17 protein-coding genes are annotated in these 18,543 nt (G+C 51.2%); 3 read left to right on the forward strand and 14 right to left on the reverse strand.

The window, feature by feature from the left end:
* Positions 1-210 precede the first annotated feature (210 nt).
* Complete coding sequence (locus IE076_RS16400) at positions 211-2,220, reverse strand: acyltransferase family protein (RefSeq protein WP_189437865.1); 2,010 nt, start codon at positions 2,218-2,220, stop codon at positions 211-213.
* 723 nt (positions 2,221-2,943) lie between these two features.
* On the opposite strand from IE076_RS16400, the gene IE076_RS16405 reads away from it, so the two are divergent.
* Complete coding sequence (locus IE076_RS16405; RefSeq protein ID WP_189437866.1) at positions 2,944-3,603, forward strand: hypothetical protein; 660 nt, start codon at positions 2,944-2,946, stop codon at positions 3,601-3,603.
* 327 nt (positions 3,604-3,930) lie between these two features.
* Here IE076_RS16405 and IE076_RS16410 read toward each other — a convergent pair whose 3' ends face one another.
* The 13 genes from IE076_RS16410 to IE076_RS16470 all read right to left on the reverse strand — a co-directional run bounded on the left by IE076_RS16410 (position 3,931) and on the right by IE076_RS16470 (position 16,419).
* Positions 3,931-4,521 (reverse strand): cytochrome c3 family protein, encoded by a 591-nt coding sequence (locus IE076_RS16410; protein WP_189437867.1) that lies wholly within the window; start codon positions 4,519-4,521, stop codon positions 3,931-3,933.
* A gap of 11 nt (positions 4,522-4,532) precedes the next feature.
* Complete coding sequence (locus IE076_RS16415) at positions 4,533-4,994, reverse strand: nitrate reductase cytochrome c-type subunit (protein WP_189437868.1); 462 nt, start codon at positions 4,992-4,994, stop codon at positions 4,533-4,535.
* A gap of 8 nt (positions 4,995-5,002) precedes the next feature.
* Positions 5,003-7,501 (reverse strand): nitrate reductase catalytic subunit NapA, encoded by a 2,499-nt coding sequence (gene napA, locus IE076_RS16420; RefSeq protein WP_189437869.1) that lies wholly within the window; start codon positions 7,499-7,501, stop codon positions 5,003-5,005.
* Positions 7,498-7,836 carry a chaperone NapD gene (locus IE076_RS16425; protein ID WP_189437870.1) on the reverse strand — a complete coding sequence of 113 codons (339 nt, stop codon included), beginning with the start codon at positions 7,834-7,836 and terminating at the stop codon, positions 7,498-7,500. Before IE076_RS16425 ends, napA begins: the two co-directional genes overlap by 4 nt.
* On the reverse strand, positions 7,829-8,347 hold the full coding sequence (napF, locus tag IE076_RS16430; RefSeq protein WP_189437871.1) for a ferredoxin-type protein NapF: 519 nt from the start codon (positions 8,345-8,347) through the stop codon (positions 7,829-7,831). The genes IE076_RS16425 and napF overlap by 8 nt, the downstream gene beginning before the upstream one ends.
* A 9-nt stretch (positions 8,348-8,356) precedes the next feature.
* Positions 8,357-8,536 carry a periplasmic nitrate reductase, NapE protein gene (locus IE076_RS16435; protein ID WP_189437872.1) on the reverse strand — a complete coding sequence of 60 codons (180 nt, stop codon included), beginning with the start codon at positions 8,534-8,536 and terminating at the stop codon, positions 8,357-8,359.
* 664 nt (positions 8,537-9,200) lie between these two features.
* Positions 9,201-10,949: a SulP family inorganic anion transporter gene (locus tag IE076_RS16440; RefSeq protein ID WP_189437873.1), complete on the reverse strand. Its 1,749-nt coding sequence runs from the start codon at positions 10,947-10,949 to the stop codon at positions 9,201-9,203.
* A gap of 146 nt (positions 10,950-11,095) precedes the next feature.
* Positions 11,096-11,980 (reverse strand): MBL fold metallo-hydrolase, encoded by an 885-nt coding sequence (locus IE076_RS16445; protein ID WP_189437874.1) that lies wholly within the window; start codon positions 11,978-11,980, stop codon positions 11,096-11,098.
* Positions 11,981-12,125: 145 nt separating this feature from the next.
* Positions 12,126-12,338, reverse strand: a complete 213-nt coding sequence (locus IE076_RS16450) for a YgaP family membrane protein (RefSeq protein ID WP_189437875.1) — start codon at positions 12,336-12,338, stop codon at positions 12,126-12,128.
* A gap of 236 nt (positions 12,339-12,574) precedes the next feature.
* A complete protein-coding gene (locus IE076_RS16455) occupies positions 12,575-13,243 on the reverse strand; it encodes a Crp/Fnr family transcriptional regulator (protein ID WP_189437876.1) in 669 nt (222 codons plus the stop codon).
* 220 nt (positions 13,244-13,463) lie between these two features.
* Positions 13,464-14,237: a crotonase/enoyl-CoA hydratase family protein gene (locus tag IE076_RS16460; RefSeq protein ID WP_189437877.1), complete on the reverse strand. Its 774-nt coding sequence runs from the start codon at positions 14,235-14,237 to the stop codon at positions 13,464-13,466.
* An 81-nt stretch (positions 14,238-14,318) separates the two neighbouring features.
* A complete protein-coding gene (locus tag IE076_RS16465; RefSeq protein ID WP_189437878.1) occupies positions 14,319-15,074 on the reverse strand; it encodes a transporter substrate-binding domain-containing protein in 756 nt (251 codons plus the stop codon).
* A 337-nt stretch (positions 15,075-15,411) separates the two neighbouring features.
* Positions 15,412-16,419, reverse strand: coding sequence for an MFS transporter (locus IE076_RS16470; RefSeq protein WP_209009199.1), 1,008 nt, complete (start codon positions 16,417-16,419; stop codon positions 15,412-15,414).
* Positions 16,420-16,661: 242 nt separating this feature from the next.
* Between IE076_RS16470 and IE076_RS16475 the strand changes: the two genes are divergently transcribed.
* Positions 16,662-17,516, forward strand: coding sequence for a LysR family transcriptional regulator (locus tag IE076_RS16475; RefSeq protein ID WP_189437879.1), 855 nt, complete (start codon positions 16,662-16,664; stop codon positions 17,514-17,516).
* Between the two features lie 246 nt (positions 17,517-17,762).
* Positions 17,763-18,449 (forward strand): fumarylacetoacetate hydrolase family protein, encoded by a 687-nt coding sequence (locus IE076_RS16480; protein ID WP_189437880.1) that lies wholly within the window; start codon positions 17,763-17,765, stop codon positions 18,447-18,449.
* The last annotated feature ends 94 nt before the right edge of the window (positions 18,450-18,543 follow it).

Below are 18,543 nucleotides of genomic sequence, written 5' to 3' on the forward strand. Positions count from 1 at the left end.
CATCTACTACGTGCTGATGGGCAAAAAAGCAGCATAGGCAGCGTGTTGAGGTCGTTGTATCAGGCTCAGCTTATGATGCGGTCTGAATGATTGGCAGGATGGCGGACAGAGCTGCCGACTTTACTCAGAAAGCATAGCTGGAATACAAACCGGCCAGATCCTAGCTCACCTAAAACCAGGCTCAGTGTCCACTAGCGATTTGAGAAGCCGTCAACCTTCTGCTGAGAACCCTTGCCGATCTTGGGGCCGTTCTGGTTGATCCGGCAGTAATCTTCTGTTTTGGCTTTGTGAATTTAGAATCTGTTTTTTGAAATCATCCACCAGCTTGACCGATTGATGTTGAGTAATATGATTGGAGTCCAAGTAACGATATTTTCCCTCAGCATCAAAAGCTGATATTATTTTGTTGCCCTCAAAAACGGCCTTAGCCGCGTCCCAAACTGCAACATTTTCATTCAATCCCATAACTTTCGTGAAAGCACGCTCTTGGCGAGTACGTGTGTGAATAGTTTGGTCAATATCTACCCTACAATCATCAGTATCAAATAATCTTTGCTGAACAGCGCAAGATTCAACGGATCCTTTTTCTAAATTAAGCAGCGGAACATCCAAGGCAAGAATCAGTTTCGCTTTCCTTTCTCTCAATTCTTGCGCAAAATTGTTTAGTGATGAAATTAGGTTTTCCTCCCTCTGATTTGGCTTAACCTCTACATCCAAGGGAATGTTGGACACCAGTTTGTTGTTTAGATGCCCGCTCAGAAATGTAAAAAATACTATATCATTTTCTTTTACTTTCTCTAAGGTTGCTTGATAGACTGAAGAGTCCTTGCACGTTTTATCAGAGAAAAAGCAATATGGCGGATCTAACCGGTCGGCCGTATTAATGAACCGAACCTGATAAGGTGTTGTCTGTGAAGCTTCCGACAGCATATATGTCAATTGTGCTGCATGACTATCGCCAAGCGTGAACAAGATATTTGGCTTTTCATCAGATCTATCAGAAGATAAACAGGCTGCTATAGGGTCAGAATATTGACTTGTGGCTTCTGGTCCATGACATAGAACTGGATCATCTCGTTCCGGCTTTGGCGCTCCCAAAAATTGGACTAGGTTGGTCGTGTTACGTTTCGCCACTACATACGCTTGCGTGCCCACAACATGGAAAGTGGTAGCCATTAAAGCAACGCCAACCAAGGCTATTTTTTTTGGGGAAGCAAACCATCTGTACTTCCGCAGTGGCGTTTCTAACGCCTGATATGCTAGCTCAGAAAGTAGTATAGCGACAAACAAGCAAAGTAAGGTCGCTTGTATGCTGTTACCAATAGTCCATCTTCCCAAGACTAGAATTGGCCAATGCCACAGGTAAAGTGAGTAGGAGCGCAGTCCAATAAGGATAGCTGTTTTGCTATTAAACAGTCGACCCAAGACGCCACGATCTGCAAATAAGATGAGTCCAGAGGCAGAGAAAACCGCGATTATCGTCGGCAATGGCGATGTGCTGGCGCTGAAGTTTATCGTGCTTCCAAGGGCGACGATAGAAGCCACCGCAATCCATGAATGCGGAACACTCTTAAATCGCAAGAGTCTCTCTCTATGAATTGCCAGAAGTGCACCAAGCCCAAGTTCCCAAAATCGAGTTGGTAGCAAGTAAAAAGTAGCTGCATGAAAATGGCTAAATAACAAGACATAGGCAAGCAGGGATAGGGCAGACGTAACGGCGATCACCTTCGCCAGGTTGTTTCTAAATATGAAGATAATAAACGGAAAAATAATATAGAATTGCTCTTCAATACCTAAAGACCAAGTATGCGTAAATGGATTCAACTGCGTGCTGGTGGCAAAGTAGTTCTGACTAGAGATGTACAAAAATATATTGGATGTACCAACGGAAGCAAAAGCAGCTGTTTTAAATATATCTTTGCTGCGCCAATCCAAAAGAAATGCAAATATCAAAGAAACTATTAAAAGCATAAATAATAGAGCTGGAATTATTCTTTTAACTCTGCGTGAATAGAAATAAACAACGTTTTCTAATATCAATTTTTTATTTAAGTATCCATTTAGTAAAATACTTCTCGTTACGACAAATCCAGAGATAACAAAAAAGACATCTACCCCTAATGACCCACCAGGCAATAGAGGGGGAAACGCGTGAAAGATTAAAACAATCACAATAGAGATGGCCCTGAGCCCATCAATGTGCGGGTAATAATAGTTCATTGGGATTTTTCTTGGGGCCTGATTAAAGTATAATCATACTAAATAAACGACGCTATCATGTAGAAACAGCTCGTTTAATTTGGACACTTGAGCGTTGTTTATAGGTCGAACCGCTCCGTTCATGCCTCGTGCCGAGGTCGCGTGTAATAAACCTGACATAGCCTGCGAGTCAAGCGCTGAATGTGGTCAGGTGCTAAATCCATCATTAGGCTCAGGACTCATAATAGTATCTGGCTCGTAAACTGAGTTGTGATGCAAGCTCTCTAACAAGAGAATATCATGTCAGGTTCCCATTTTCGGGCTTTGACAAGAGCAGAGAGATGGTCCCGTTTGTTTGGGCCGTCATCTTCCAACTCTAGAACGGACGACATGCTCACAGATGTAATAGCCAACATTTTCCGGCCACTGTGTCATACTGCGGCGGATCGACTATTGGACCACCCGCTTTGAGGCATATGCATCCCTACAAAAGAAGGCTGTTGCCATAAACAACGCTCGCGAGGGCCTTTGCAATGGGGTTTCTTTTGCTCTGCGACACCTGTTCATCTGGGAAAGAGGCTCTTTCAGGTTAAGACTATTTGCTCACCCCAAGTTCGGCTATGTAAATTGCCACAACTTTTGATAGTTATTATTGGTATACCTCAACTGTATCGAAGGCTATGCAAAAAGCAAACAATCACCTTTAACAATGCAAGACTAATCTATCACCGGAAGCGTACTTAAATGATAAATTTTCGAGTATGGACAAAGAGATTAATTGGCCTCTATCTCTTACTTGTGGTCGCTGCTTTTTTGTTCTCTTTTGGGGCAATGAGGTTTAGCAGTTTGGCGATCTTGGAACGGAAACTCAATCCTTCCACGTTTGTCTTTTGGCAGGGTGGCGAACTATATAAAAACCCGCCTTTGTTCACTCAAATGATGGCTGATACGAAGGGGAAACTCGCTTCTCGCGAGCCCAGTAGCTTTGAGGATGTTGATATTTGGGTGCTATTATTAGACGGGTTCGATGACATTAGAAATGTAGAGTCGGCACCGCACCTTGGTATTGATATCGAAGATATCGCAAACTCTAATCCTGAGGTAACACGGAGCCTTTTGCAAGCTAGCATACACGTGCGACTGCACCCAATACCCATCATAGTTAAGCGACAACACGTTGCGTTATTGAATGCGAAATTCCTTCGTGAGAACTACAAGGCTGATTGTCTCGACGAGATGATTTATGGTTCCATGATAGGACACCACGATCAGGAACTTTGGGATCGATACCGGATCTCCGAAACGGCAACAAAAAAAAACACTCCCGCTGAGGTCACCTCTTTAGATCAACACCAGCTTGAAGAACTTCACGATGCGCCGCGCTTACGAAAATCAACAATCTAAGGAATGTCCGCAAAGGTCTCCAAGCAGTAGTTTGTTACAACCTACGAATGCCGGAAGCGAGACGAGGATAGCGCGCCAATGATATATCACTAAACTCATGGGCGCGGCAATCAAGCAACCACCCCCCTTTGCGATCAGCATGATATCTCGTTTCGCTCCCAGGCAGGCACGAAAAACCCCGCAGTTTCAAACTGCGGGGTTTTTTATCCTGAGCCTTGCTGGGTCGTGGAGCACGCCGGACGCACTTGATTTTCGTGCGGTGCGCTCTCTTTATTGCTTGAGCGGGTTTGTGGTGATTGACCGTAACCAACCAAACACGCTTCGCTCTTAGTGACCTTCTGCTAGCAGGCTCAGATCTGGTAATCTGTGCGCGATGCCTTTGTGGCAGTCGATACAGGTCTTCTCGCCGCTCACGAGGAACTTCTCGTGTTGCTCGGAAGCCCTCACACTCTGGCGTGTAAAGTCCATGGACTCTTCACTGTGACAGTTACGGCACTCAAGAGAGTCGTTGGCTTTAAAGCGAGCCCATTCGTGGCTTGCCAGCTCCAGACGCTTGTTCTCGAATTTCTCCGGCGTGTTGATGGTGCCGAAGATCTTGCCGTAAACCTCTTTAGATGCCTGAATCTTACGGGCAACCTTGGAGGTCCAGTTATGAGGCACGTGACAATCAGGACAAGTCGCACGCACACCGGACCGGTTGGTGTAGTGAATGGTAGACTTGAGCTCCTGGAAAACCGTGCTTTCCATTTCGTGACAGCCAACGCAGAACTCTTCTGTGTTGGTGACTTCCAGGGCGGTGTTGAAACCACCCCAGAAGATGATGCCGGCGACAAATCCGCCAAGTGTCAGAAAGCCAAGGCTGTAGTGAACACTAGGTTTGCGGATAACCTGCCAGAACCGCTTGATCGCTGAAAACATGCCCGGCGCTCCTACTTCTTGGTTTCGCCTTTGAGCACATCATCAATGTCAACAAAGGTGTTCTCAACCAAAGGCTTAGCTTCGGTCTGAGGCACGTGACACTGAGTGCAGAAATAGCGGCGAGGGGATACAGACGCCAGGAACTGGTTATCACGGTTCATGAAGTGCGTGATAGAGATCATTGGAGCCTGTGACTGCTCAATTGCGCGACGGTCGTGGCAAGTCATGCATTTGTTCAGACGCTTGTCGATCTGGTAGCCATCGATCTTGTGAGGGATCAGTGGTGGCTGCTCAGGGTAGTTACGCACCTGACGTTCATCACTATTGACGACTTTCGGCATGCGCGGTGCGGTATCCTCGGTGAGGATATCCGCGTTACGCATTTGAGAGATGGAGTCTGCGGCAAAAGAACTAGCTCCGCCGAAGACTGTGAGTGCAAGGAGGCTTGCGACAACAAGGTTTAGAAGTTTCATGGCGTACCTCACACAGCTACGATCTTGACCGCACACTTCTTGAAGTCGGTCTGTTTAGAAAGTGGATCAGTTGCGTCCAGTGTCACCTTGTTGATGAGCTGGCTTGCATCGAAGAACGGTACAAACACGAGGCCTCTTGGCGGCTTGTTACGGCCACGGGTCTCAATGCGAGTTTTGATTTCGCCGCGACGGGAGATCACGCGCACTTCAGAGCCACGACGCAGACCTTTCTCCTTCGCATCATCCGGGTGCATAAAGCAGACCGCATCCGGGAACGCTTTGTACAGCTCAGGAACGCGCTGGGTCATGGTGCCGGTGTGCCAGTGTTCGATCACACGGCCCGTGGAGAGCCAGAAGTCGTACTCTTCATCCGGCATTTCTGGCGGTGCTTCGTATGGCAGTGCGAAGATGCGGGCCTTACCGTCTTTGTGGCCGTAGAACTCGAAGCCTTTGCCCTTACCAACGTATGGGTCAGAGCCTTCGCGGAAACGCCACTGGGTTTCTTTGCCGTTCACAACCGGCCAACGCAGACCGCGCTCTTCGTGATACCGCTCGAACGGTGCCAGGTCGTGACCGTGGTCACGGCCAAATGCTGCGTATTCTTCGAACAGACCTTTTTGAATGTAGAAACCGAATTCTTTCGCTTCCTGGTTCTCGTAGTCCGGGTTCAGCTCAGACAGCGGGAACTTATCAACCTGACCGTTGGTGAACAGGATGTCGTAAAGGGTCTTGCCACGGAATTCCGGAGCTTTCGCAAGCAGGTCTTCCGGCCAAACGTCTTCAACCTTGAAGCGCTTTGAGAATTCAACGAGCTGCCACAGATCGGACTTTGCATCGCCCGGTGCGTCAACCAGCTGATTCCAGAATTGGGTGCGGCGTTCCGCGTTACCGTAAGCGCCTTCTTTTTCCACCCACATTGCAGTTGGCAGAACCAGATCGGCCGCCATGGCAGAAACGGTTGGGTATGGATCAGAGACAACAACGAAGTTTTCCGGGTTTCTCCAACCAGGGTAGATTTCCTCTACCACGTTTGGACCCGCGTGCATGTTGTTGGTGGCCATAGTCCAGTAGAAGTTCAGCTTGCCGTCTTTAAGCATACGGGACTGCAGAACAGCGTGGTAACCTGGCTTTGGAGGAATGGTGCCGTCAGGCAGTTTCCAAACCTTTTCCGCGTACTTGCGGTGCTCTGGGTTTGCCACAACCATGTCTGCTGGCAGACGGTGCGCAAACGTACCAACTTCACGAGCCGTACCACAAGCAGATGGCTGACCAGTCAGAGAGAATGGACCGTTACCCGGCTTGGAGATCTTACCGGTGAGCAGGTGGATGTTGTAGAACATCTGGTTGACCCAAACGCCGCGGGTGTGCTGGTTCGCACCCATGGTCCAAAGGGACATAACCTTCTTGTCCGGGTCTGCATAAAGCTTCGCCAGTTCGAGCAAGCGGTTTGCAGGAACACCAGACATCTGCTCAGCGTATTCGAGCGTGTATGGCTTCACGAACTCGGCATACTCTTCAAAGGAGATCTCTTTTGAGCCGCCAGCTTTGTCTGCGTTTTTCGCAGCCTGCTGCAGTGGGTGCTCAGGGCGCAGACCGTAACCGATGTCGGTGTTACCGAGACGGAAGTTGGTGTGCTTGCTGACGAAGTCCATATCCACGGCTTCGTTCTGGATGATGTAGTTTGCGATGAAGTTCGCAATCACCAGATCGGTCTGTGGGGTGAAGACCATCGGAATGTCAGCAAGGTCGAAGCTGCGGTGTTCGTAGGTAGAAAGAACAGCAACTTTAACATGCGGGTTGGACAGACGACGGTCAGTCAGACGGGTCCACAGAACCGGGTGCATTTCGGCCATGTTGGAACCCCAGAGCACGAAGGCGTCTGCGTTCTCAAAGTCGTCATAGCAGCCCATTGGCTCATCGATGCCGAAGGTGCGCATGAATGCACCCACAGCAGAGGCCATGCAGTGACGTGCGTTCGGGTCAATGGTGTTGGAGCGGAAACCGGCTTTCCAAAGCTTTGCAGCGGCGTAGCCTTCCCAAACGGTCCACTGGCCAGAGCCAAACATGCCAACAGCGTAAGGGCCGTTCTTTTTGATCGCTTCTTTGGCTTTGTCAGCCATCACGTCAAAAGCTTCATCCCAGGAAACCGGAGTGAATTCGCCTTCTTTGTCGTACTTGCCGTCTTTCTTACGCAGCAATGGCTGCTCAAGACGATCCTTGCCGTACATGATCTTGGAAAGGAAGTAGCCTTTTACGCAGTTCAAACCGCGGTTAACCGGGCTCTTCGCGTCACCATGTGTTGCAACAACGCGGCCTTCTTTGGTTGCCACCATGATGGAACAACCGGTGCCGCAGAAGCGACAAGCGGCTTTGGACCATTTCAGGTCGGTTTTGCTGGCGTCAGTAACGAGGTTAGACGCTTGTGCCGGAAGGCTTGCCCCGGCCGCAGCGGCTGCAGCAGCAACAGCCTGCGCCTTGATGACAGCGCGTCTTGTTAGATTAATCATGAGCAAGTCCCCTCGGGTTGCATTTCACCCTGATCAGAAATCACAATTGAATTAAGGTCGGTGGTGTCGGTTTGATGGAAGATGAGCGACGCGGTGATCACATGATCCAGCTTCTGGATCTCGCTCAGAGCATCTGCAATGGCGCGCTCGCTATCTGTTTCCAGCGTTACGATAATTTTCTCGGTATCAGGCACATCCGCAATCTCAGCCGATGGCATCTGTTCGATGGCCGCGCAAACCTGATCCCGCTTCTCCGGGTGGGCCTGGATCAGCACACTTGAGATGTGCCAGACCCCGGCAGGTTCTTCGCGCTCAACGGTTGTTGCATTACGCATTTGCTAAAGTTTCCTGGTTCATGTTGCTTTGGTCGTTCAAACTGATTGCATCCACCGGGCAGGCGACCAGACAGGCTCCGCAGCCGTTACATTGGTCTGCATCCAGTTGGATCTGTCCCACTGGTGCTGCGCGCAAATCAAAGCGGAGAGCCCTTGGATCACAGCAATCCGTGCACGAGCGGCAAGACACGCCCTTGTGCAGCAAGCAGGCCTCTTGCTTTAGCTCCGCTGTCAGTCTCCAAGGTGTCTGCGTCAGATCGAAGAGACCTTCCTCAGGGCACGCGCTCGCGCAGGCTTCACAAAAGGTGCATTCGCCAACACCAGGCTTGAGGTAGGGCCGGTTATCATCGCTGAACAAAATGCCTTCCGGGCAGGCTTTGACGCATTCAAAGCAGCCGGTGCATTTGTCTTCAATTCGCTGTTCGCTGGTCCAAGGCGGACGAAACGGGTTCGCCACCTCCGGTGTCGCTTTCAGACGGGTAAAGAATGCTCTGCGGGATAAGTTGGCCACGACCACCTCTTAAAATGATGGCGGACCAAACAGGATCTGGGTCATCCAGATAATGAAGCCGTATCCGGCAACTGCTGTAGTCATCAGAATAGGTGCAAGGACAACAGCCAGAAACAGGAATGCTGTGCGCTCACGACCTTTGCTCACGTCTGGCGTGGCAGTCTGTGTGTTTTGGCTTATGTCAACCATGTGCGTACTCCGGTCTAACAGCCGCATCGGGCAGCTATTGATTGGAGCAGACACCGCAACGTTATACGTGCCTGCTCGTACGTCACGGAAACTAGAGGAAATCTAATTTAGCTAAATTGAGTGCAATCAATTTAGAGTTAGCAGATTATTTCAGTTGGACTTAGCGCAATATATAAGAATATTCTACATATCTAATATGGGACTATAATTGGGGGCCGGACGGACCTCCAAAATTAACATTCCAGATCTCTCTTTAACTAGCATTTCTGCGCATAAAACCAATATTTACAATGGTTTAAATGATACATTCCGCGATGTCATTTATTAACAAAAATACGCGATGCCCGCAGAAAGCCAATTCCACAACTACCCTCTATGAGAGAAATCCACAAACTCTACAACTATGTCATTCTCTGGGGATTTTTTTTAAATTGCGTCCTTTTTCCTAGTCCCGATCCCCTCTTTTCCTGCAAGTCACTCCAATCCCAACGCCTTACCGCAAGCATGCGGGCAACACATGCACCAGCTCCAACGGGAAGAGACACTGAACCACACCTCCAGCTCATCGTTCCAACACCCGTTCTGAGGTTTGTCCAGCAAAAGAACAAAACCCCGTGGAGGGGATCCACGGGGTTTCTTGGTCCTGCCTGTTTCGGGGGGAAAATCAGGCGGGGGCCTTGGCGGTTTGGCGGGTGCAGACGGAGGCAAGCTCTTCCTGCGCCTGATACTGGGAGAGGAACACGTCGCCGGTCATCTCATCAAGAAAGTGGGAGCGTTGCAGGCGGTCCATGACGGGGCCCTTCACCTCCGAAAGATGTAGCTTGATGCCCGCATCCTTCAGGCGATGGTTGATGGCTTGCAGCGACTCCAGCGCACTCAGGTCCACCTCGTTGACCGCAGAACATTGCAGCACGACGTGCTTGAGCTTTTCGTCATCAGATGCGCGTTCATATATATAGTCTTCCAGAAAGCGGGCATTGGCGAAGTAGAGACTTTCATCAATACGGATGGTCAGCAGCTCGGGGCTCGTCAGCACTTCATGCCGGTTGATATTGCGGAAATGCTCGGTCCCCGGCACCAGACCAACCTCGGCAATATGAGGCCGCGAGGTCTTGTAAAGATGCAGCAGGATGGACAGGATAACACCAGCAGAGACACCCGTTTCCACGCCCAGCCCGAGGGTCAGCAGAATAGTGGCCGTTACTGCTGCAAAGTCAGGCTTGGAGTAGCTCCAGCTGTGCTTGAGGATGCTGAAATCCACCAGAGACAGAACCGCTACAATGATCGTTGCAGCCAGCGTCGCCTTGGGCAAAAAGAAGATCAGCGGCGTTAACGAGACCGCAGCAATCGCCAGCCCAACCGCCGTATAAGCTCCGGCAGCAGGGGTTTCTGCGCCGGCATCATAGTTGACCACGGAGCGGGCAAAGCCACCGGTGACCGGATAACCACCGGTAAACGCCGCGCCCATATTGGCAGCGCCAAGGCCGATCAGCTCCTGATCCGGATCAATGCGCTGCCGCTTTTTCGCGGCCAGTGTCTGCGCCACAGAAACGGATTCCACAAAGCCAATGATGGAGATAAGCAGCGCTGGCACAAACAGAGCGCCGATCAACTCAATAGAAAAGCTTGGCAAGCTGAGTGGCGGCAGGCTCTGCGGCACCGCGCCAACAATACTGACGCCCGCCTGCTGCAATCCAAAGAGCCACACCACAGCCGTTGTCACCACAACCGCAGCAACTGGGCCAGCTTTAGTGAGCACATCAGCCAGACGCGGCTTCAGGCCCATGCCAAGCAGCATCGGCTTCATGCCCTTGCGCACCCAGAACAGGAACAGCGTGGCGGATACCCCAATCACGAACGTTGCCAGATTAACATCACCAAGCTTCTGCCAGATGGAAACCACGATCTCCACCAGCGTATGACCAGAGGCATCCACACCCAGAATATGCTTGAGCTGACTGCTGGCGATCAGAACACCCGAGGCGGTGATGAAACCAGCGATCACCGGATGCGAAAGGAAGTTGGCGAGAAAACCCAGTTTGAACACGCCCATCAGCAGCAAAATACCGCCGGAGAGCATCGCAAGGGTAAGCGCGGCAATGGCATAGCCAGCGGTTCCCGCTTCTGCCACCTGCCCGATGGCCGCAGCCGTCATCAGCGAGACAACAGCAACCGGACCAACGGCCAACGCGCGACTGGTGCCGAAGATGGCATAGAGGATAATGGGAAGAATAGAGGCATAGAGGCCAGCCTCTGGCGGCAAACCTGCCAGCAACGCATAGGCAAGCGATTGCGGAATCAGCATGATCGTCACGATCACCGCCGCGATCATGTCATTGGAAAAATTGGTTTTATTATAGGTTCTGCCCCAATCAAGAACGGGCAGGTATCGCCGTAAGGCTGAGGAGAACATGGGTCTGCCTTCAAACTGCTTTGATTAATCCGGTGAAGTGTTCTTCCCGGTGTTTCTGTTGTGCTTCAGCAATAGTCGCGGGCGCATCACAACACGCGATGCGCTTATCGTTTCGTTAGGTGTGTCGCCCCCCTCACCTCACTCGATCAAAGAGCATTAACGGGAACTTTGAGCATGGGCACGCCATCCTCGTCAGTCGGCACCTCGCCTGCTCGCATGTTGACCTGCAAGGACGGGATGATCAGTTTGGGCACATCCAGCTGCGCATCACGCTCTGTACGGAACTTGATGAAGTCCTCGCGAGTGTGACCGTTGCCCACGTGGATGTTGTGTTTCTTCTCCGCACCAACGCTGGTTTCCCACTCAATGTCGCGGCCATTGGGGCCGTAATCGTGGCACATGAACAGGCGCATCTCGTCCGGCAGGGCCAGCACTTTCTGGATGCTGTCATAAAGCGTCGCCGCATCACCGCCAGGGAAATCCGCACGGGCCGAGCCGCCATCAGGCATAAACAGGGTGTCGCCGACAAAGGCTGCGTTGCCAATCACATGTGTCATGCAAGCCGGTGTATGGCCCGGTGTGTGAATTGCAAACGCAGGCATTGTGCCGATCTGATAGGTATCACCATCCTTGAACAGCCGGTCGAACTGGCTGCCATCGCGCTGGAATTCGGTGCCTTCGTTAAACACCTTGCCAAACGTATCCTGCACGGTGGTGATGTGCTCACCAATGCCGATCTTGCCACCCAGCTTCTCCTGAATATACGGTGCAGCAGACAGGTGATCTGCATGCACGTGGGTTTCAATCAGCCATTCGACGGTCAGATTGTTGTCCTTCACGTACTTGATGATCGCATCCGCATTTTCGTAGGAGATGCGGCCCGCTGCATAGTTGATATCCATAACGGAATCCACGATGGCAGCAGAAGATGAGGCAGGATCTTTCACTACATAGCTGATTGTGTTGGTGGCCGGGTCAAAGAACGCTTTGACCTGAGGCTGGACTGCCATGTCCACGGGGTGATTAGTCATAGGTCCCTCAATACATTAATGTGCGCACAGTGGCGGCCAATGGAGCGTGCACTTGTTTCGTCTTTCAGGCTTCGGCCACCAGCGCAGCTGCGCACTCGTTGTTCGTGTCATATGTGCCGAACCCGGTTTACGAGCCCGGAAAAGGCTAAAGGCGGCAAGTCTTGATGCCGAAAATGGAGTAAAACGGGCAAGTCCGCGTGACCGAGACCAGCAGCATGGCAGCACCAACAAGCAGAGCGCCGTAGAAGAAAAGCGGCTGCGCAAACAGTGGGATATTGGTCGCCAGCGGCAGCGCAATCAGCGCAGCGCCGATAACAAAACGAAGAATGCGATCAAGTGTTCCAACGTTAGCCGTCATAGTCTCGTTCTCCAATTACTTAGCCAAACCACTTAAGTAGCCTAACGGATAACGAGTCTTCCCGAGCACTTCAGTGACCAAGTCACCAAACTCCCCCCAAAGCGCGTTTTTTCTTTGAAGCTCCTCAAAAAACAAAACAAAATGCCGTGATTTCATAATGCCAGCCAGCCGTCCAAGAACAATCCGTAGGTTTCTAAGGCTCAATTTTCTGCGGGTAGTCTGAGCCCCGCCCCACATCAGGCTTTGGCAAGTGTTTCCAGTCCGGCGCGGTCGATAATTTCGATGGTGCCGCGGGATTGGGTGATCCAGTCGCGACGTTGGAATTCGCGCAGTTGGCGGGAGATCACCTCGCGGGCGGTTCCCAGTTCTGCTGCCATTTGCTGGTGAGTGGAGGCCACATGGGAGCTGCCGCCTGCAAGCTCCAGCAGTTTTTGGGCAAGGCGGATATCCATGCGCTGGAAGGCAATTTCCTCAATCACCAGAAACAGATCGGTGATGCGCTTGGAATAGGCGGAGAACACGAAGCGGCGGAAGGTCTCGGACTGGGCGATCAGATCGTCAAACACCGCACGGGGAATGGCGACCGCCTGCACATCCGTCTCGGCAATGCCTTCGGCGGAATAATCCTCATAGGCCAGCAGACAAGCGGTTGTCAGCACGCAGCTTTCACCGGCATGCACACGGTAGAGAATAATCTCACGCCCACCTTCAGAAAGCTGCTGCACCCGAACGGAGCCGGAGAGCAAAAGGAGCAGGTTTTCCGGTGCTTTGCCTGGGCCGAAAATAACCGTGTTGGCTGGCACGGAAACGATGGTGCTACGATTGACCAGAATGTCTCTGATATGCGGTTCCAGAGAGGACAGACCCTGAAACCGGTCAATCCAGTTGGCAGCAGCAGTTGTCATGGTCCTCTCCCAAAAAGCCAAAAAATGCGCGCGTTCATGGCATAGTGCATAAAATCGTTTCGCGCAATTAGGATCTGGGGCAGAAGAATAATCTATCGACTACCTTTAAATCGCAACAATCAGGAATAGATTTTCAAGGCAGGGCTATTTGGGAAGTTCACCGAAGAAGCTGCGTTCCTGTTCCGCAGTCAGGACCGCACCGGCAAAGGGAGCAGGCTTGTCACCGCTCCACACCAGACCCATGCCGCCCTTTGCCATGACTGAATGCCGTTGCGCCGGAAACCGTCTCGCCGCTGGCGACCACAGATAGCCCGCGCCGCATCTCGTTTTTGATCGCGTCGGCCTCCGTCATGTCCCACTGCTCAAACATGGAAAGCCGGTCACTGCGCATGCACATTTGCGGAAACTGGGCGATATGCGCGGCCAGTTCTTTCGCCTTGGTAAGCGCCTCGCCATCTTCCACGAGGCGGTTGACGAGGCCAAAGGTTTCAGCCTCCTGACCGCTCACACTGCGCCCGGTCAGGATCATATCAGAAGCACGGGATTGGCCGATCAGGCGTGGCAAGCGGATGGTGCCCATGTCAATCAGCGGCACGCCAAAGCGGCGGCAATAGACGCCAAATACGGAAGACCGTCCGGCAACACGCATATCCGCCCAAAGCGCCAGCTCCAGACCACCTGCAACCGCATGGCCCTCAATGGCCGCGATCACCGGCTTGGAAAGCCGCATACGCGACGGGCCCATTGGGGCGAAGCCGCCTTCTTCTTTCAGGGTGTTGAGGTTGCCTTCTGAAAGGGCTTTGAGATCAGCCCCCGCGCAGAAGGTGCCTTGTGATCCGGTGAACACAGCGACGGAAAGCGCCTCATCCGCATCAAAGCGGGTGAAGGCATCCACCAGTTGCTGCGCGGTCTCTCCATCCACCGCGTTGCGCCGATCGGGCCTGTCCAGCGTGATAATCGCTGTGGTGCCTTCAACCTCAAAATGAACTGCCATAGGTGGCTCCCCTGAACTTCAGGGGAAGCCTAGCAGAACTTGAAGAGTGTCGTCAGCCAGTCAAAGGTGGCGTGTGGGGCATTAATCCTGAGAGTTTTCGGTGGTTACGTCCCGTCCGAACCATTTCTCGGAGATTTCTGTCAGTTTGCCATTTTCGCGTAATACCTGCAAAGCATCGTCAAACTTCACGCGCAAGGCTTCGCCTTCCTGGTCTTCAGCAAAGGGAAAACCATTATACATCGGCGCAAACGGCGTTCCGGCCAGTTTAAGGGGGAGCTTTACTTCATCTATGACTTGGATGGCGCTCATCTGGTCCCGAACATAGGCATCAATCCGGCCCATAACAGTTTCCTGCTCAAGGATGTTTGTGTCGTAAGTTCGGATATCAATTTCATCCGCATAATCAAGTTCTCTGAGCAAAGCTTCAAAATTAGAACCGAGAATAACACCGACGCTCCGCCCCCGAAGGTCCTCTACGCCAGTGATCTCATTTTCATTTCCATCGCGAATGACGACTTGTGCCCCATCGATCACATAAGGGTCGGAAAATAGATACTTGTCTGCCCTTTCAGGCGTGATTGTTATTTGATTAGCGATTGTCTGAACCTTTTTTGCGTCCAATGCGCCTATGAGGCTCGAGAGCGACATTGTGACAAATTCAACGTCATCACCAGTCACGTCCGCAATCGCGTTTATCACATCAATATCAAACCCTTGAAGCTCATCATTTCTTGTGAACGTCATGGGATAGATTGTTCCTGTGGTTCCCACAGTGAGAGTTGCAGCATTTGCTGAAACAGCAGAAAATAATACAGTCGCGAGGATCAGTGCACGCATTTGTCAGTCATCTCTTTTATGAGGTTTTTATTTTGCACAAATACTAAGCCGAAACGCCGCTGGCACTCACGGCAATTAAGGCTTCAATCGTTCGCATAAGGGAAAAGTTATTCTAAGGGGCATTCTAAAACGACATTATAATGCTTCACATGAAGAATGACGGTTCTGATGCCATGTTCAAAATACCATCTCCCTGCCCGAAGAATAACCTTTCCCTAAACTGACGATACTTGAACTCTGGCATTGCACGGGCTCATTCAGGCAAGGCCGCAAACGCGCAACGGAGCGAAGTGTTGTTGTATCCGAAAATAATAAGCGCGCCCGCGATGTCCTATTCTCAATCGAAGTTGCGTAGATCGCGATGGGTGAGCCCCCACCATGCAAGAGTAAATAGGGCTCCCAGAGCTCCTATAAGCATTGAGCTATATGGCAAGGGTACAGAACGCATGAGAAGTACGGTCAACCCCGCTCCCAGACCGATGCAAATCTCTTTGACAAACATCGTCTTATGCTGAACGGAGTAGTAATCAATATGCCCAAACGCGCACTCCGCAATCGAGACAAGGACAACCCATATGATCGCGCCAACCAGCGTGTGAACGTAGAGCACATCAGGGAATGCAAGTAGACTGAAGCCCATAAAGATAAAGCCGAGAATCATCAGCATTCGAAAGCGACCGGCTTTCTCAATTAGCTTAAGACTGGGCACCTGAGCGAAAACAACCACCGCACTGTTAAGAATGATCATCGAACCGTACCAAACAGGAAGTTCGATGCCGGACTTCAGGATGGTTTGGGGAAGAACCGAGAAGACACCAAACAGCATCATACCCATGGCCATTCCAACCAATATCCACGCTATCAGCGTCACCGCGCTTTGGTTTTGAAAGACTTTCACATGAATGTTGGCAGTGTCAACTGGACGTGGAACTGCTAGAAGAATGCACAAAGCCACAACAACTGCGGCAAACCAAAAAAACATAGTCGGGGTCAGGAATGGAATCATGATCACAAGGCCCGCGATTAATGAGCCCACATTCATAGCCACCCTGTTGTTCGCCGCGCCCCGTTTACTTTGTGCGGCAACGTTCTTGATCAGATATCCACTGACAGCCGCGCCATACGCGAAAAAACAGGCTGCAACCAACGCGATCATCACTCCATCTTGTAATGAAAAAAGCGCTGCCCCAACAGCCATCGCGGTGAGGGAAACCACCAGAGACTTTGCGCCAAAAGCATAAAGAGTAAGAGGCAGGACAACCAAGCCGAAGCGGTATCCAAGAGCTAGCAAAGTATTTGTTGTTGTATCCAGCCACACATTTGCTTTTCCAAGTACAGCAAACAATGTAACGGCTGTGATTACGCGGATTAGTACAAGGTTTATGTTGTGTTCCGCCCGCGCTTCCCTTTTTGTGGTGGCAGCGGAGTCATTCAGTAGTTCGGTCACTTGTAACCTTCCTTTAGACCGTTACTTTGAATAACCGGTCTAGTTTAAGTGATATGTCGCGCGCCTTGTCTACGATGATCCCGAAACTGCAAAAACAGGAGGAAACAGATTTCAATGATTGCGGATGGAAATAAATTCAGATGATTATGTTGGAGTCAGAGGCCGTCCTCACATTCATTCTGGTGAGTGAGCAAAAGAGTTTCACCAAAGCCGCAGCTATTCTCGATACCACCCAGTCGGCTGTCAGTTCCCGTATTCGTCGATTGGAAAAACAGCTCGAGACACAACTGATCGAGCGAACGACCCGATCCATCAAGCTATCCGCAGCCGGGGAAGCCTTTCTCCAACCTGCCCGGGATTTTATGAGGGCTCATGATCAGGCGGCTGCAGTGTTTTCTGTCGAGCGTTCCCATCTTAGGATCGGTATCAGCCATCACCTTATTGGCGCCGATGCCTCCCCCTTGCTTTCAGAGGTTGCAAAGAGAGCACCCGATCTGAAGGTGAGCCTCACCGTGGATGGATCCTATGGCCTCATGTCGCGCTACGAAAAAGGCGAGCTAGACGCGGTGATACTCCTCAAGCATGGAACCACCAGACGACACGGGGAGACGATCGGTATCGCCCATTTTGGATGGTTCGGCAACGCCGATGCACTTTCAAAAAATGACGCCCCCGTTCGGCTAGTCACCCACCCGCCGGGCTGCAACATAAGGGCTATGGCAATCGCCGCACTGGATGAGGTTGATCTTGCGTGGCAAGAGGCATTTATTGGTGCGTCGTCAGCAGACCTACATTCAGCAATTCTGGCGGGTTTCGGTATCGGCGCGCTTAGTATCAGCAAAAATAGCGCTCACTTGGCGAAACTGCGGATCCACGACAAACTCCCCGTATTACCCGAGAAGGAAATCGTCTTACTCTCTCAAATTGGGTCTCCTCAGGCTAAACTTGGTTTGGATGAGATCAAATCGTCGATTGCTCTTCTCAATACCGCATAAAGACAGCTGGAATCCGTTTTCTTGAGCACTCTCTATATTCAAAATCCTTAATGGATGCAGCCGCTGGTCGCGTCGATTGGAAGCCCTGCATTGATTATTCTTTTCTGCGCTCTGACCCTCAGCTCTCTCCAAACGGTCTTGCCGAAACCGAGTCAATATGTTTGCACATTGCCTCGCAAGCTAGATTGACATGAAGATTGGTTGCCCACACTAATCTGGAAGATACGTAATGACCGGAAGAATGAAATGCCGAAGTATGTAATTGAAGCGCCACAGATTGTTAGTTTACCTATCGTTGGCAATGATGCCGCCTTCCCTGTTCACCGAGTATACTGCATTGGGCGAAATTACGCTGCTCACGCGATCGAAATGGGCCATGATCCAGATCGTGAACCTCCATTCTTCTTTCAAAAGAATCCCGACAATCTGGACCCGTCAGGAGAGTTCCCGTATCCACCGCGGTCCTCCGATGTTCATTATGAGGTTGAACTGGCGGTGATGTTGCATAAGGGGGGCACGAACATCTCGCCAGATAATGCCATGGAGCATGTCTACGGCTATGCATTATCATTGGATATGACCCGGCGCGATTTGCAAGCTAATGCAAAAAAGATGGGGCGCCCTTGGGAAATCGGCAAGGCTTTTGAACGATCTGCTCCGGTTGGTCCGATCCACCCGATCAGTGAAACCGGCTCTCTGGATCAAGGTCGTATCGCTCTGAAGGTCAACGGAGAAACCAAGCAGGAGGGCGATCTGAATCAGCTGATTTGGAAAGTGCCTGAGATGATTTCCTACCTTTCTGAATACTTTGAGTTGGCCCCTGGTGATGTGATCCTCTCTGGCACTCCGGCAGGAGTCGGCCCTATTCAAAAAGGGGACGTTATGGAGTTGTTTATCGAGGGCCTCGGGTCAATGCAGGTCAACGTGACCTAGCACCAGAACATTCCATGTTGAGAAGGACGTAACAACCGCTGTGGAGCCATCCACCTCGAAATGAACCGCAATAAGTGCCTCCCTTGAATTACGG

The organism is Pseudovibrio japonicus, from assembly GCF_014651595.1.
Taxonomy (GTDB): Bacteria; Pseudomonadota; Alphaproteobacteria; order Rhizobiales; family Stappiaceae; genus Pseudovibrio; species Pseudovibrio japonicus.